Origin of the sequence: Maribacter antarcticus DSM 21422 (assembly GCF_000621125.1) — a bacterium.
Classification (GTDB): domain Bacteria; phylum Bacteroidota; class Bacteroidia; order Flavobacteriales; family Flavobacteriaceae; genus Maribacter; species Maribacter antarcticus.
On the sequence record NZ_KK211214.1, the window covers coordinates 211,115 to 225,047 of the forward strand.

Annotated in this window: 11 protein-coding genes; 10 read left to right on the forward strand and 1 reads right to left on the reverse strand. The window is 38.7% G+C overall.

Annotated elements, in window-relative coordinates; translation table 11 throughout:
- Positions 1-31: 31 nt before the first annotated feature.
- The 7 genes from nrfD (at position 32) to Q360_RS23815 (ending at position 8,173) form a co-directional block, all read left to right on the forward strand.
- Entirely contained in the window at positions 32-1,774 is a 1,743-nt protein-coding gene (gene nrfD / locus Q360_RS23805) for an NrfD/PsrC family molybdoenzyme membrane anchor subunit (RefSeq protein WP_084273497.1), read from the forward strand.
- 2 nt (positions 1,775-1,776) lie between these two features.
- Complete coding sequence (locus tag Q360_RS0117405; RefSeq protein ID WP_027078212.1) at positions 1,777-2,307, forward strand: DUF3341 domain-containing protein; 531 nt, start codon at positions 1,777-1,779, stop codon at positions 2,305-2,307.
- A 2-nt stretch (positions 2,308-2,309) separates the two neighbouring features.
- Complete coding sequence (locus Q360_RS0117410) at positions 2,310-2,870, forward strand: c-type cytochrome (protein WP_027078213.1); 561 nt, start codon at positions 2,310-2,312, stop codon at positions 2,868-2,870.
- Positions 2,871-2,885: 15 nt separating this feature from the next.
- A complete protein-coding gene (locus tag Q360_RS0117415; protein ID WP_027078214.1) occupies positions 2,886-4,187 on the forward strand; it encodes a hypothetical protein in 1,302 nt (433 codons plus the stop codon).
- 30 nt (positions 4,188-4,217) lie between these two features.
- Positions 4,218-5,321 (forward strand): cytochrome c oxidase subunit II, encoded by a 1,104-nt coding sequence (locus tag Q360_RS23810; protein WP_036196267.1) that lies wholly within the window; start codon positions 4,218-4,220, stop codon positions 5,319-5,321.
- Between the two features lie 54 nt (positions 5,322-5,375).
- Positions 5,376-7,205 carry a cytochrome c oxidase subunit I gene (locus Q360_RS0117425; RefSeq protein ID WP_036196270.1) on the forward strand — a complete coding sequence of 610 codons (1,830 nt, stop codon included), beginning with the start codon at positions 5,376-5,378 and terminating at the stop codon, positions 7,203-7,205.
- A gap of 131 nt (positions 7,206-7,336) precedes the next feature.
- Entirely contained in the window at positions 7,337-8,173 is an 837-nt protein-coding gene (locus Q360_RS23815; protein ID WP_036196272.1) for a GIN domain-containing protein, read from the forward strand.
- A 51-nt stretch (positions 8,174-8,224) separates the two neighbouring features.
- On the opposite strand, the gene Q360_RS0117435 is transcribed toward Q360_RS23815, so the two are convergent.
- The gene (locus Q360_RS0117435; RefSeq protein ID WP_027078216.1) at positions 8,225-10,489 is read right to left on the reverse strand and encodes an acyl-CoA dehydrogenase family protein; all 2,265 of its coding nucleotides are present in this window, start codon (positions 10,487-10,489) and stop codon (positions 8,225-8,227) included.
- 95 nt (positions 10,490-10,584) lie between these two features.
- Between Q360_RS0117435 and ruvB the strand changes: the two genes are divergently transcribed.
- The 3 genes from ruvB to queG are packed head-to-tail and all read left to right on the forward strand — an operon-like array spanning position 10,585 to position 13,846.
- On the forward strand, positions 10,585-11,607 hold the full coding sequence (gene ruvB, locus Q360_RS0117440) for a Holliday junction branch migration DNA helicase RuvB (RefSeq protein ID WP_027078217.1): 1,023 nt from the start codon (positions 10,585-10,587) through the stop codon (positions 11,605-11,607).
- Entirely contained in the window at positions 11,607-12,932 is a 1,326-nt protein-coding gene (locus tag Q360_RS0117445; RefSeq protein WP_027078218.1) for a cytochrome P450, read from the forward strand. The genes ruvB and Q360_RS0117445 overlap by 1 nt, the downstream gene beginning before the upstream one ends.
- A complete protein-coding gene (gene queG / locus Q360_RS0117450; protein WP_027078219.1) occupies positions 12,929-13,846 on the forward strand; it encodes a tRNA epoxyqueuosine(34) reductase QueG in 918 nt (305 codons plus the stop codon). Before Q360_RS0117445 ends, queG begins: the two co-directional genes overlap by 4 nt.
- The last annotated feature ends 87 nt before the right edge of the window (positions 13,847-13,933 follow it).

Here is a 13,933-nt window from a genome sequence, read left to right on the forward strand (position 1 = left end):
TAATACTAGAAAGTAATTATAACAAAAGTCTATGGCGTCGCATTACGAAGCTCCTATACGAAAACCACTTGTACTCGGTAACAAAGGCTACCACGATGTAACCGTCGATATTGCTGCTCCTGTCGAGGGAAGAGCTAACAAGCATTGGTGGATAGTTTTTTCCATTGCACTGATTGCATTTATATGGGGAGTAGGATGTATTATTTACACAGTTTCCACAGGTATTGGTACTTGGGGATTGAACAAAACGGTTAACTGGGCCTGGGATATTACTAACTTTGTATGGTGGGTAGGTATTGGGCATGCCGGTACCTTGATTTCTGCGGTTTTACTATTGTTCCGTCAAAAGTGGAGAATGGCCATTAACCGCTCGGCAGAAGCAATGACCATATTCTCAGTTATCCAAGCGGGCTTGTTTCCAATTATTCACATGGGTAGACCATGGTTAGCGTATTGGGTATTACCTATTCCTAATCAATTTGGTTCGTTGTGGGTAAACTTTAACTCGCCGCTGCTCTGGGATGTATTCGCAATATCAACATATCTATCTGTTTCATTGGTGTTCTGGTGGACAGGTTTGTTACCTGATTTTGCAATGATTCGTGATAGAGCGGTACTGCCTTTCCAAAAGAAAATTTACGGTCTACTGAGTTTTGGTTGGAGTGGTAGAGCTAAGGATTGGCAACGTTTTGAAGAGGTGTCATTGGTTTTGGCAGGTTTAGCTACACCTTTGGTGCTCTCAGTACATACTATTGTATCTTTTGACTTTGCTACCTCGGTAATTCCTGGATGGCATACAACAATTTTTCCTCCCTATTTTGTTGCAGGTGCTATTTTCTCAGGGTTTGCGATGGTGAATACCTTGTTGATTATCATGAGAAAAGTGTGTCATTTGGAAGCATACATTACCGTACAGCATATAGAATTAATGAATATCGTAATCATGCTTACAGGTTCCATAGTAGGGTGTGCTTATATTACGGAATTGTTTATGGCGTGGTATTCAGGAGTAGAATACGAACAGTACGCATTTTTGAATAGAGCCACAGGTCCATACTGGTGGGCTTATTGGTCAATGATGACTTGTAATGTGTTTTCTCCACAGTTTATGTGGTTTAAAAAATTAAGAACTAGCATTATGTTTTCTTTCTTTATCTCCATTGTGGTGAATATAGGAATGTGGTTTGAGCGTTTTGTAATCATTGTAACTTCGTTGCATAGAGATTATTTACCATCTTCTTGGACTATGTTTTCACCAACATTTGTAGATATTGGTATTTTCATTGGAACGATAGGGTTTTTCTTTGTATTATTCTTGTTGTATGCTAGAACTTTCCCAGTAATCGCGCAGGCAGAGGTGAAGTCTATATTGAAGGCATCTGGAGGAAAATATAAAGCTTTAAGAGATGCAGGACAGCCTTTGTATCAAATATCGCACGATAAAACGGTAGTCAATGAGATTGTTAAGGAAGCAACAAAGGGAGAGGTTGCTTCAGAAAAGGATGACAACCAAGTCCTCTCCGAACTGCTAAGTAGTATTGGAACATTCGATGCAACTAAAGGCACAGCAGATGACCTTAAAAAGGTTAAGGGTATAGGGCCACAGATGGAAGCAACATTGAATCAAATAGGAATTTACACGTTCTCCCAAGTAGCTAAGATGACTGAGAGAGAATATAACTTATTGGATTCTATTACAGGGACGTTCCCCGGAAGGGCGCAGCGCGATGATTGGGCAGGTCAGGCAATACTATTATTAAATAATAATAAATAATTATGGCATCTAAAGTTATACATGCTTTTTACGATGATGACGATGTATTGATGCTTGCCGTTAAAAAGGTGAAAGCAGCTAAATTTCGTATAGAAGAGGTCTATTGTCCTTTTCCAGTGCATGGCTTGGATAAAGCAATGGGATTGGCACCAACACGGCTTGCCGTAACTTCCTTTCTATACGGATGTGTGGGACTTGCGGTTGCTACTGTAATGATGAATTATATCATGATAGAAGATTGGCCACAGGACATTGGAGGTAAGCCCAGCTTTAGTTATATAGAAAATATGCCAGCTTTTGTTCCAATTATGTTTGAGCTTACCATATTCTTTGCAGCACATTTAATGGTAATTACTTTTTATTTAAGAAGTAGGTTATGGCCATTTAAAAAAGCGGAGAATCCAGATGTGAGAACTACCGACGACCATTTTTTAATGGAGATAGAAATTCAGGGTAATGAACAGGACCTTAAAGATTTATTAGCCAATACTGGAGCTGTAGAGATAAATATATTAGAAAAAAACAGTCATTAAATATGAACAGTTTTAAGAAAATAGGAATTTTAACATTTTTGATATTAGCTTTTGCGGCGTGTAAAAACAATACTCAGCGTAATTACCAGTACATGCCTAACATGTACGAGCCTGTAGGGTACGAAACGTACCAAGAGGTGGATTTTTTACCCAAAGGTGCACAAGCTATGTTGCCACCAGCCAATACAATAAATAGGGGTTGGCTACCTTACGGTATTGAAAATACAATGGAGGGGAAGGAGCTGTCTAGATTGAATTTAAGTCCACTTGATACTATCATCGTAGTGGATAATTTAGAAATAGGTAAAGAATTATATAATGTGTATTGTGCAATTTGTCACGGATCTAAAGGTAAAGGGCAGGGGACATTGGTGAAAATGGAAAAAATATTAGGAGTTCCAAGTTATGCTGATGCAGCGCGTAATATCAACGTTGGGTCAACATATCATACCCTTCAGTATGGTCTAAATTCTATGGGTTCTTATGCATCGCAGATGAATACAACAGAGATGTGGCAGGTTTCTGAATACGTGATGAAGCTAAAACAAGACTTAACCAAATAATAGCTAAGAAATACTATGTACACGTTTTCAAACAGACTAAAAATTGGTTCCATAATTCTGATGGCTGTAGGCCTATTAGGAATTGTTGGTGGATTTGTAATGGCCCCTTCCACCGTGGAAGAAGCAAAAGCAATGGTTGCGGCGCATGACGACGAAGGTTATGCTGAGGATGTATCACATGCAGCGGGAACGCATGATGAAGGTCATGATGCATCGCACGACGAACACTTGCTTCATCAGCTTCAAAACAAACCTTGGGCGGCATTATACATAGCTGCTTTCTTTTTCATGATGATCTCACTTGGGGTACTGGCTTTTTATGCTATTCAACGTGCCGCTCAGGCGGGTTGGTCTCCACTATTGTTTAGAGTGATGGAAGGCATTACCGCGTATTTGGTTCCAGGAGGGATTGTGGTATTTGTAATTTTGTTGCTTTCGACATTGCACATGAACCATTTATTTATTTGGATGGATGCCGAGGTGGTTGCACACGATGAAATAATCCAGGCTAAATCTGGATACCTTAACCCAACGTTCTTTTTAATTAGGGCTGTTTTTTTCTTAACAGGTTGGATTGCATACCGTGAGTATTCTAGAAAGCTGTCGCTAAGACAAGATGAATCTAGCGATGATTCTAACTTTAAGATGAACTTTAGAATTTCAGCAGGTTTCTTGGTATTCTATTTGATAACAGAATCCATTATGTCTTGGGATTGGATTATGAGCGTTGACCCTCATTGGTTCAGTACCTTATTTGGATGGTATATTTTTGCGAGTATGTTTGTTTCCGGGATTACGGTAATTGCAATGGTTACTATATACTTAAAATCCAAAGGATATCTTCAAGATGTAAATGATAGTCACATACATGACTTAGCAAAATTCATGTTTGGTATTAGCATCTTTTGGACCTATTTATGGTTCTCCCAGTATATGCTTATTTGGTACTCTAATATTCCAGAAGAGGTAACATATTACGTAACAAGGATAAATGATTATAAATTACCGTTTTTCGGAATGGTTGTTATGAACTTTTTATTCCCGTTGTTATTACTTATGAATAGTGATTTCAAACGCGTAAATTGGTTTGTTGTGATGGCAGGTGTTGTTATACTTGCAGGACATTATTTGGATATATTTGTGGCAATCATGCCTGCAACAGTCGGCGACCAGTGGTATATTGGTATTCCCGAGATTAGTTCGGTATTGTTTTTTGCAGGATTTTTTATCTTTTGGGTCTTTAGAGCGCTTACTAAAGCACCGTTGCAGCCAAAGAGAAATCCGTTTATAGAAGAAAGTAAGCACTTTCATTATTAGTAAGTTTAAAGTAAAATATTAAATCATACAATGTCTACATTATTAATTTTAGTTGTTTTAGTACTCGTGGCAATTGCTGTTTGGCAACTGACCAAAATATTTGAGCTGTCTCAGGTTAAAAAGGTTAATACTCAAATTGCCACAGATAAGGACAATAAGTATAACGGCTATATGCTCTTTGCTTTTCTTGTATTTATTTACGGTATTACAATATTTAGTTTTGCTAAATACGCAAAGTTTTTGCTACCGACAGCCGGTTCTGAACATGGGGCTGAAGTGGATAATCTGATGTTGGTATCCATGATTATCATCTTTATTGTTCAAACGATTACACAAGCGTTGTTATATTATTTTGGATATAAGTATAAGGGTGAGAAAGGAAAAAAAGCGTTGTTCTATGCAGATAACGACAGGTTAGAATTTATTTGGACAATCATTCCGGTAATTGTGCTTGCAGGATTAATCCTTTGGGGTTTGTATACATGGACAAATATTATGGATATTAATGATGAAGACGATCCGTTGATTGTAGAGCTATACGCACAGCAATTTAATTGGACGGCGAGATATGCAGGGGATGATAATGTTTTGGGAGGCGCTAATGTAAGATTGATTGATATTGACCGTGTAAATGTTATGGGTCTGGATGAAGCGGATTCCTACGCCTTTGATGATGTAATCGTAAAAGAGTTACACCTGCCTGTAGGTAGAAAAGTGAACTTTAAGATGCGATCTCAAGATGTCTTGCATTCTGCTTACATGCCGCACTTTAGGGCGCAAATGAATTGTGTTCCAGGGATGACTACGGAGTTTTCTTTTACGCCTATTTACACTACAGAGGAGATGCGCCAAAATTCGGATGTTGTAGATAAGGTGAAGAGAACGAATATTATACGGGCTGAAAAATCGTTAAGGACAGGCGAGGTACTTGACCCATGGGAATTTGATTATATATTGCTATGTAATAAAATCTGCGGAAGATCCCATTATAATATGCAGATGAAAATAATAGTAGAAACTGAGGAGGAATACACTAAATGGATTTCTGAGCAGACTACTTTTGCAGAAACTGTTTTTAAGGACGATGAACAACCAACATTCAACACGGTTGATGACGTCTCTATGACGGAGTAAGCAAGAAGAATAAAAAAAAAGAAGCTAGAAAAGAGAATTAAAAAGAAAAAGATTATGTCATCATTAACAGCACAAGTAGATGATCATGCTCATGATGAGCAGGAACACCACCATCACAAAGATACCTTTGTAACGAAGTATATATTTAGTCAAGATCATAAAATGATTGCCAAACAATACCTAATTATAGGTGTCTTGGTTATGGGTTTTATAGGAATTGCAATGTCCTTGTTGATGAGGATGCAATTGGCATGGCCCGGAGAGGCATTCTTAGTTTTTGACACCTTTTTAGGTAAATGGGCTCCTGACGGAATAATGGATGCAGATGTGTATTTGGCTTTGGTTACAATGCACGGAACTATTATGGTGTTTTTTGTGTTAACAGCAGGATTGAGCGGTACGTTTAGTAACTTACTAATTCCGCTTCAAATAGGTGCTCGCGATATGGCATCAGGTTTTCTTAACATGGTTTCCTTTTGGCTGTTTTTTGTTGCTAGCGTCATCATGATTATTTCTCTTTTTGTGGAAGCAGGACCTGCTGCTGCTGGATGGACAATATATCCACCCTTGAGTGCATTGCCTATGGCACAACCAGGATCTGGTTTAGGAATGACCTTATGGTTGTCTTCAATGGCTATATTTATTGCATCTTCCTTGTTGGGTTCTTTGAATTATATAGTAACGGTAATCAATCTCAGGACTAAGGGTATGTCTATGACAAGATTGCCTCTGACCATTTGGGCGTTTTTTGTAACAGCTATAATAGGAGTTATTTCTTTTCCTGTTTTACTCTCAGCGGCGTTGATGTTAATTATGGATAGAAGTTTTGGCACTTCTTTTTTCCTTTCGGACATATTTATTCAAGGAGAAGTTTTGCATTACCAGGGAGGTTCTCCTGTTCTATACGAGCACTTGTTCTGGTTCTTAGGACACCCAGAAGTTTATATTGTGCTATTACCAGCGTTAGGTATAACATCTGAAGTCATGTCTACGAACGCTAGGAAACCAATATTTGGTTATCGGGCCATGGTGGCATCTATTTTAGCCATTGCTTTCTTATCAACAATTGTTTGGGGTCATCATATGTTTATTTCGGGTATGAATCCTTTCTTGGGTTCGGTATTTACCTTCACTACATTGTTAATCGCCATACCATCAGCAGTTAAAGCTTTTAATTATATAACAACACTCTGGAAGGGTAACCTCCAGCTTAATCCTGCAATGTTGTTCTCAATAGGGTTGGTTTCGACTTTTATCACAGGGGGTCTTACAGGTATAATTTTGGGAGACAGTACTTTGGATATAAACGTACATGACACGTATTTTGTCGTAGCACACTTTCATTTAGTAATGGGTATATCTGCACTTTATGGTTTGTTTGCCGGTGTGTATCATTGGTTCCCTATAATGTTTGAAGGAAAGATGTTGAATAAGAACATGGGTTATATCCATTTTTGGGTAACTGCGATTTGTGCTTATGGTGTCTTTTTTCCAATGCATTTTGTAGGTATGGCAGGGGTGCCAAGGAGGTATTATCAAAATACTGCTTTTCCAATGTTTGATGAGTTAGCTGATGTACAGATATTGATGACTGTGTTTGCGCTGATTGCTGGGGCCGCACAATTGGTATTTGTTGCAAATTTTATTTACAGTATTTTTTACGGAAAAATAGGGCCTCAAAACCCATGGAGTTCAAATACATTGGAGTGGACTACGCCTCAGAAACATGTTCATGGAAATTGGCCAGGTGCTATTCCAGAAGTGCACCGATGGGCTTATGATTACAGTAAGGTAGATGGTGATGGCGAGTATATTATACCAGATCAAGATTTTGTACCGCAACATATACCATTGCAACAGGATGAAGAGGAATTAAATCATTAAATATCTTTTAAAAAGTATTTGGAATGCCCAACCTTAAAGTTGGGCATTTTTTTTGCTTGTATCTTAATAGAATGCAGATTGTATTTTTTATAATACCTTTAGGATGTTATTTTTTTAACTAGAATGATAGTATGGATATTAAAAGAATTCTGAGTGTAGTTTTTGTGTTTTGTATTTGTCTTCAAACGTTCGCTCAAAGAAAGCCTAAAATAAAGGGTAATAGGAATGTGGTTGTATCTACTGAAGATCTAGCCCGTTTTACAGAGATAAAGCTTGACGATGATTTAGATATCTCGATTCAGAAAGGTTCTGTAGAACGTGTTACTGTCGAAGCGGATGATAACTTGATAGACGTTTTAAAGTTTATCGTGTCGGACGGTACCTTGTATATTTCTTCGTTTTATAATATTACTTCTAAAAAGAAATTGAACATTACCGTGTTCTATACAGAATTAACTGGGTTAACCTTAAGTAACGGCTTGATAACTATGAATGACGTAATCACCGCTGATTATTTAGATGTTAAGGCCTCGGGTGCAGCAAGGCTGATATTAAATGCATCAGCCGATGTGATCAACGTACAAATGAAGGAAAATAGCTCAGGAGATTTTAATGTCGCTAGCGATTCTCTAAATCTTACTTTTAAGGATAGGATAGATGCAAAGGTTTATGCCACAGGGCAAAATAATACTTTATTCATGTATGAAAATGCTTCGGTAAAGATGGAGGGTAAGACAGCATTGTTTACAGCAAAATTGTATGGTAATAGTGCACTTAAAGCAGTTGAATTTAAGGCAGAAACTATGCTGCTCAATATTGAGGATTCCCCCGAGGCTAGCATCTACGTTATAGATAAGTTTGAATTATCTTCCAAGGGCACAGCCAAGACCAGTCTGTACGGTAATCCAAAGATTACAATTACGGAGTTTCTGGATACATCGCAGCTGCACAAAGAAAACAACCAATAAGGAAAGTGAAATAGCTTTCTTAGACCTTAAATTTCCTTCTCAATATACCCTTTATTGGGCTATAGGAGCCGACATGCAGTGTGTCGGTATGCCAAACCCATCTACCAAGCTGTTTAAATGAGGTCTTAGTTCCGTGCAGAGTCTTTCAGTACGGCGTCGGATTGCTTTTGATTTTATGCTTCCAATATACCCTTGTTCTAAATACCAAGAGGCATCCTTCGTAATTTCGGAAAGGGCATATAAGCTTCCAAGTTTTTGAAACAATTCCCGATTCTTTTCGTCCGCTATGCTATCGGTAAAGGTGCTGTATGTTTCATAGGCTAACTCGATACTGTATGCTTTTCCTAAGGTGAGTAAATGGGTTTGAACTTTTAAGAACGCTTGATAGGATGGCACCCCCTTTTTTATATATCCTCTTATCCGCATAGCCAAGGTATATGTAAGTCTTCTAGTCCTGTGGTTAAAGGCGTGTTTATGGAATTTTGGATTGTATAAGTGTTCCTTATCTGTCTTATTGGAGTACAGCGGGTTTACTGTAGCTAATTTATCACTTAGCTGTTGGCTTAATAATTTTAATACCGCAGTAAAGCCTGCACTGTTAAATTCTTCCTTAAAATCTGATAATACGCCCTTGGCAGCCAATTGCAACAATACATTATTATCTCCCTCGAATGTGGTAAAAATATCTACGTCGCCTTTTAGGTCGGCAATTCTATTTTCCAATAAATATCCTTTGCCGCCACAAGCTTCTCTACACTCCTGTATGGTGCTGTTAGCATACCAAGTAATCATTGATTTTAATCCGGCTACCTGGGTTTCTACCTTGCGCTTGTCAGGTTGGGTGTCATCGGAGTATATTTCCATCATTTTATCCAACGTAACGTGGTACACATAGGCACTTGCTACCAAGGGCGTAAGTCGTAATTGATGTGTTGGGTAATCCATTAATAAATCCTCTTGCACCTTTATACTGTCATTGAACTGTCTTCTTTTTAATGCATGTTTTATAGCTACTACTAGCGCCATTTTGGCTCCGCCAAGACTGGCTCTAGCGACACAAATACGACCACCAACAAGCGTTCCTAACATCGTAAAAAACCGTTTATTCGGGTTTTTAATATCAGATTTGTATGTGCCTTGAGATGTGATATCACCGTATTTATTGAGGAGGTTTTTCCTGGGAACCTGTACTTGATGAAACCAAATTTTTCCGTTATCAACTCCGTTTAATCCCAATTTATATCCATTATCTTCAATAGTAATACCAGGTAAGGTATTGTGATTGGTATCCCTCAAAGGAACTAGGATGGCATGTACCCCTTCATTTTTTCCATTTACGATTAATTGAGCAAAAACCGATGCCATTGTAGCATGCAGGGCGTTCCCTATGTACTCTTTATTATCATTTTTTCCAGGAGTGTGGATAATTAGCCTATCCGTACTTCGATCATAAGTAGCGGTAGTCTTTATACCTCTAACGTTGGAGCCATGGCCTGTTTCCGTCATTGCAAAACAGCCTAGTAATCTGCCTTTTCCAGTTTGGGATAAATAGCTATTGTGGTGCTGTTGTGTGCCTAGTTTTTGAATACTGCCGCCAAAGAGTCCAAATTGCACTCCGAATTTAATGGTAAGACTTCCGTCAACATACATCATATTCTCAAAAATAGTGGCATAACCTTCCATATCACCCGTTCCTCCATAAGCTTCTGGATAGGCTAGAGCTCCGTAACCTTTTTCAGCCAAGTGGACCACCTGTTCTAAAACCTTGGACCTGAACTCCTCCTTATTTCTATGAACTTCCCATTTAAAAACAGGGTGTTCTAAGGTTTTCCTGAAATCATCTACCACCTTTGCGTTTCTTCCTTTTAAAATACCATCAATTTCTGAGGCCTTGTAATAGTCGGACGAAACTTCATGTTGTACTGCTACATCAAAAAGGTGGTTGTAGTGGTTGGGCTGTATGCCCAAGTTTATTTCTATGTCCTTTAAGTTATCGTTGAAGGGGTAGGTGTCATAGTAATGGCATACGACTTTTTGACTGAATGTTGCCAGCGGATAGGTCTCGCTTTCAATCAATTGAACCTGAGAATTGGAAATCGTTTGCTTCCATAGTTTAAATGTTTCATCTTTTGGCGGTTTGGATACCTGTAACCAAGAAAGCAAGGAAGTTTTCTCATTTGTTTTTAAACTGATATCGTTACGTATTGCCCTTTCAACCACGTTAATTTCTGAGGCTGAAATCAGGTCGTCTGACCAGATAACATAAAAAAAAGGAATGTACTGAAGGATTCCTGAGGGATATAGGTTCTTTTCCATGCCTTAAAATTACGAATTTCTATATTAAATCATTCGAAATAAAGGAGGCTCGACTTGAAAAAACTTCATGTCGGTTTACGTATCTTTGTTAGCATATGAACGAGTACTTAGACCCCTCCTCTGAGGGTTTTTCCGATGCGGAATTGGACATTGAAAAGGCCCTGAGGCCTATAAATTTTGATGATTTTACAGGTCAGGAACAGGTTTTAGAAAATCTAAAGGTTTTTGTAGAGGCTGCAAATCAGCGGGGAGAAGCTTTAGATCACACACTTTTTCACGGCCCTCCTGGACTTGGTAAGACTACATTAGCAAATATTTTAGCAAACGAATTAGGCGTAGGTATTAAAATCACCTCTGGTCCTGTTTTGGATAAGCCTGGGGATTTGGCCGGGCTACTGACCAATTTGGATGAGCGTGATGTGCTATTCATCGATGAAATACATAGACTAAGTCCTATTGTAGAGGAATATCTGTATTCAGCGATGGAAGATTACAGAATTGATATTATGATCGAAAGCGGTCCTAATGCAAGATCGGTGCAAATCAATTTGAGTCCGTTTACGCTTATCGGTGCTACTACGCGTTCTGGGTTGCTAACGGCTCCTATGCGGGCTCGTTTTGGTATTCAGAGTCGGTTACAATACTATTCTACAGAATTGTTATCTACGATCGTGGAGCGAAGTGCAGAAATACTTAAGGTTCCGATTACCCAAGATGCAGCCATTGAGATTGCAGGTCGAAGCAGGGGAACACCAAGAATTTGTAATGCCTTATTACGTAGGGTTCGTGATTTTGCCCAAATAAAAGGCAATGGAAGTATAGATATGGAAATATCTAAATTTAGTTTGAAGGCGTTGAACGTAGATGCCCACGGACTTGACGAAATGGATAATAAGATTTTAACTACCCTTATAGATAAGTTTAAAGGAGGTCCTGTAGGGATTACAACTATAGCTACTGCTGTTTCTGAAAGTGCGGAAACCATAGAGGAAGTATATGAGCCCTTTTTGATACAACAGGGATTTATTATGAGAACACCCCGTGGACGGGAAGTAACAGAGTTAGCCTACAAACATTTGGGCAGAATAAAAAATAATATTCAAGGCGGTCTATTTTAATGAAAAAACTACCCCGAGTTTCGCGCTCCCATGTATTTAAGAATAGAAAACAGATACTGAGCAATCCACTTCCTTTTCACCATGATAATTTTAGTAGATTAGGTGATATTTTTGAGGTGGAAGTTGGTTTTAGAAAACGTATTGTCTTTACAAGGAATGCCCGGTTTATAAAACAAGTACTTCAAACCGAGCAAAAAAAATATCAAAAATCTTCCTTACAGACGGTCGATTTGGCTAAATATATAGGGCATGGTTTATTGACGTCTAATGGGGAGCATTGGCGCACGCATCGTCGTATGGTCCAGCCCGCTTTCCATAAGAAAAAACTTCAAGGATTGATTAGTATTATGCATACTGCTATAAAAGGGGAGTTGACCAAAATCCGTCCGAACGAGCTGCAAGATGTGTATCCTTTAATGGGAGATTTGGCTTTTCAAGTCGTGGCAACTTCGTTGTTCAGTCGAGATGACATTAAAAAACAAATGTCAGACTTAAAGGATATTACCGAGGCCAATCAACGGATGCTTATCAAAGAAATGCGACAACCCTATTTAAACTGGTGGTACAAGCTCTCGGGGAAAATTGGTCACCATTTAAAAATATCCAAGAAGGCAAGGTTGATATTGAGCCAGATAATTACAGAAAGGATTTCGGAAAATTCGGACAAGGACGATTTATTGGATATGCTTTTAAAAGCACGTTACGAGGATGGTAGGTCTATGTCTCAAGAGCAGCTCATAGATGAGGTACTGATTTTATTCGCGGCTGGTCATGAAACCTCCGCGAATGCACTAGGTTTTACCTTGCACCTTTTAGCCAAACATCCAGAGGTACAAGAAAAAGCGTTTGAAGAGATTTCGAAAATAGATTGGGAAAAAAACCTTGAAATGGAAGATTTTAGAAACCTTGGTTATGTAAAACTATGCATTGAAGAGGGAATGCGTTTGTATCCACCAGCGTATTACATAGATAGGGAGTCAATAGCCGAAGATGAGATTGACGGATTCCAAATCCCAAAAAACACCATGCTACTGTTGGCTATTTACGAGCTACATAGGGATGAACAATTCTGGGATGCGCCTCAAAACTATGTTCCAGAGCGATTTGATGTTAGGAACAAAAAAGATTTTTCTGACTATTACTTTCCATTTGGTGGTGGCCCACGAATGTGCGTCGGAAATAATTTTGCCATGCAGGAAATGATTCTTACTGTTGCGGAAATACTTCGTAAGTACAGGCTAGAGTCTGATATTGATGAAATTCCTATAGATCCACTTATTTCCTTAAAACCCGTAGCAGTTAACCTTCATTTTAAGCTTCGATGAATCGATTAAAGACATCTGAAATGATAAAGGCTGAGGCCAAACGTCTAGGATTTCTATCTTGTGGTATTTCTAAGGCAGACTTTCTTGAGGAAGATGCACCTCGTTTAGAGAAATGGTTGAAGAAGAATATGCACGGGGAGATGGCCTATATGGAAAATCATTTTGATAAACGATTAGATCCGAGGCTTTTGGTAGAAGGTTCAAAATCGGTTATTTCCTTGTTGCTGAATTACTACCCAGAGGAAAAGCAAATGCCAAATACCTATAAGATTTCCAAATATGCCTATGGGCATGATTACCATCACGTAATCAAATCTAAACTCCGCGAGTTACAGCACTTTATTTCAGAAGAAATAGGGGAGGTTCACGGAAGGGCTTTTGTAGATTCTGCACCGGTTTTGGATAAAGCTTGGGCTGCTAAAAGCGGATTAGGTTGGATAGGGAAACACAGCAACCTTCTTACACAGCGTGTAGGTTCTTTTTATTTTATAGCTGAGCTTATTGTCGATCTGGATTTGGAATACGACACACCGGTAACAGACCATTGCGGTACCTGCACCGCATGTATAGATGCCTGCCCAACCGAGGCTATCGTTGAGCCTTATGTTGTAGATGGCAGTAAGTGTATTTCTTATGTAACCATAGAGTTGAAGAACGAGATTCCGAACGAGTTTCATGGCCAGTTTGACGATTGGGCTTTTGGATGTGATGTGTGCCAAGATGTTTGTCCTTGGAATAAATTTTCAAAACCACATAACGAACCCTTGTTCAACCCACATCCAGAGTTGCTCTCCATGTCTAAAAAGGATTGGGAGGAAATTACTGAAGATGTGTTTAAAAAAGTATTTCAAAAGTCGGCAGTAAAGCGGACTAAATTTTCAGGATTACAGCGAAACATTAAATTCTTGAAGTAAGGTCTTATCAATGCTATCGTTTCCGTGGCGTAAATAGCATTCTTTTTATATCCCACTTTGTTAACCGTACATTAAAAATACTATCTT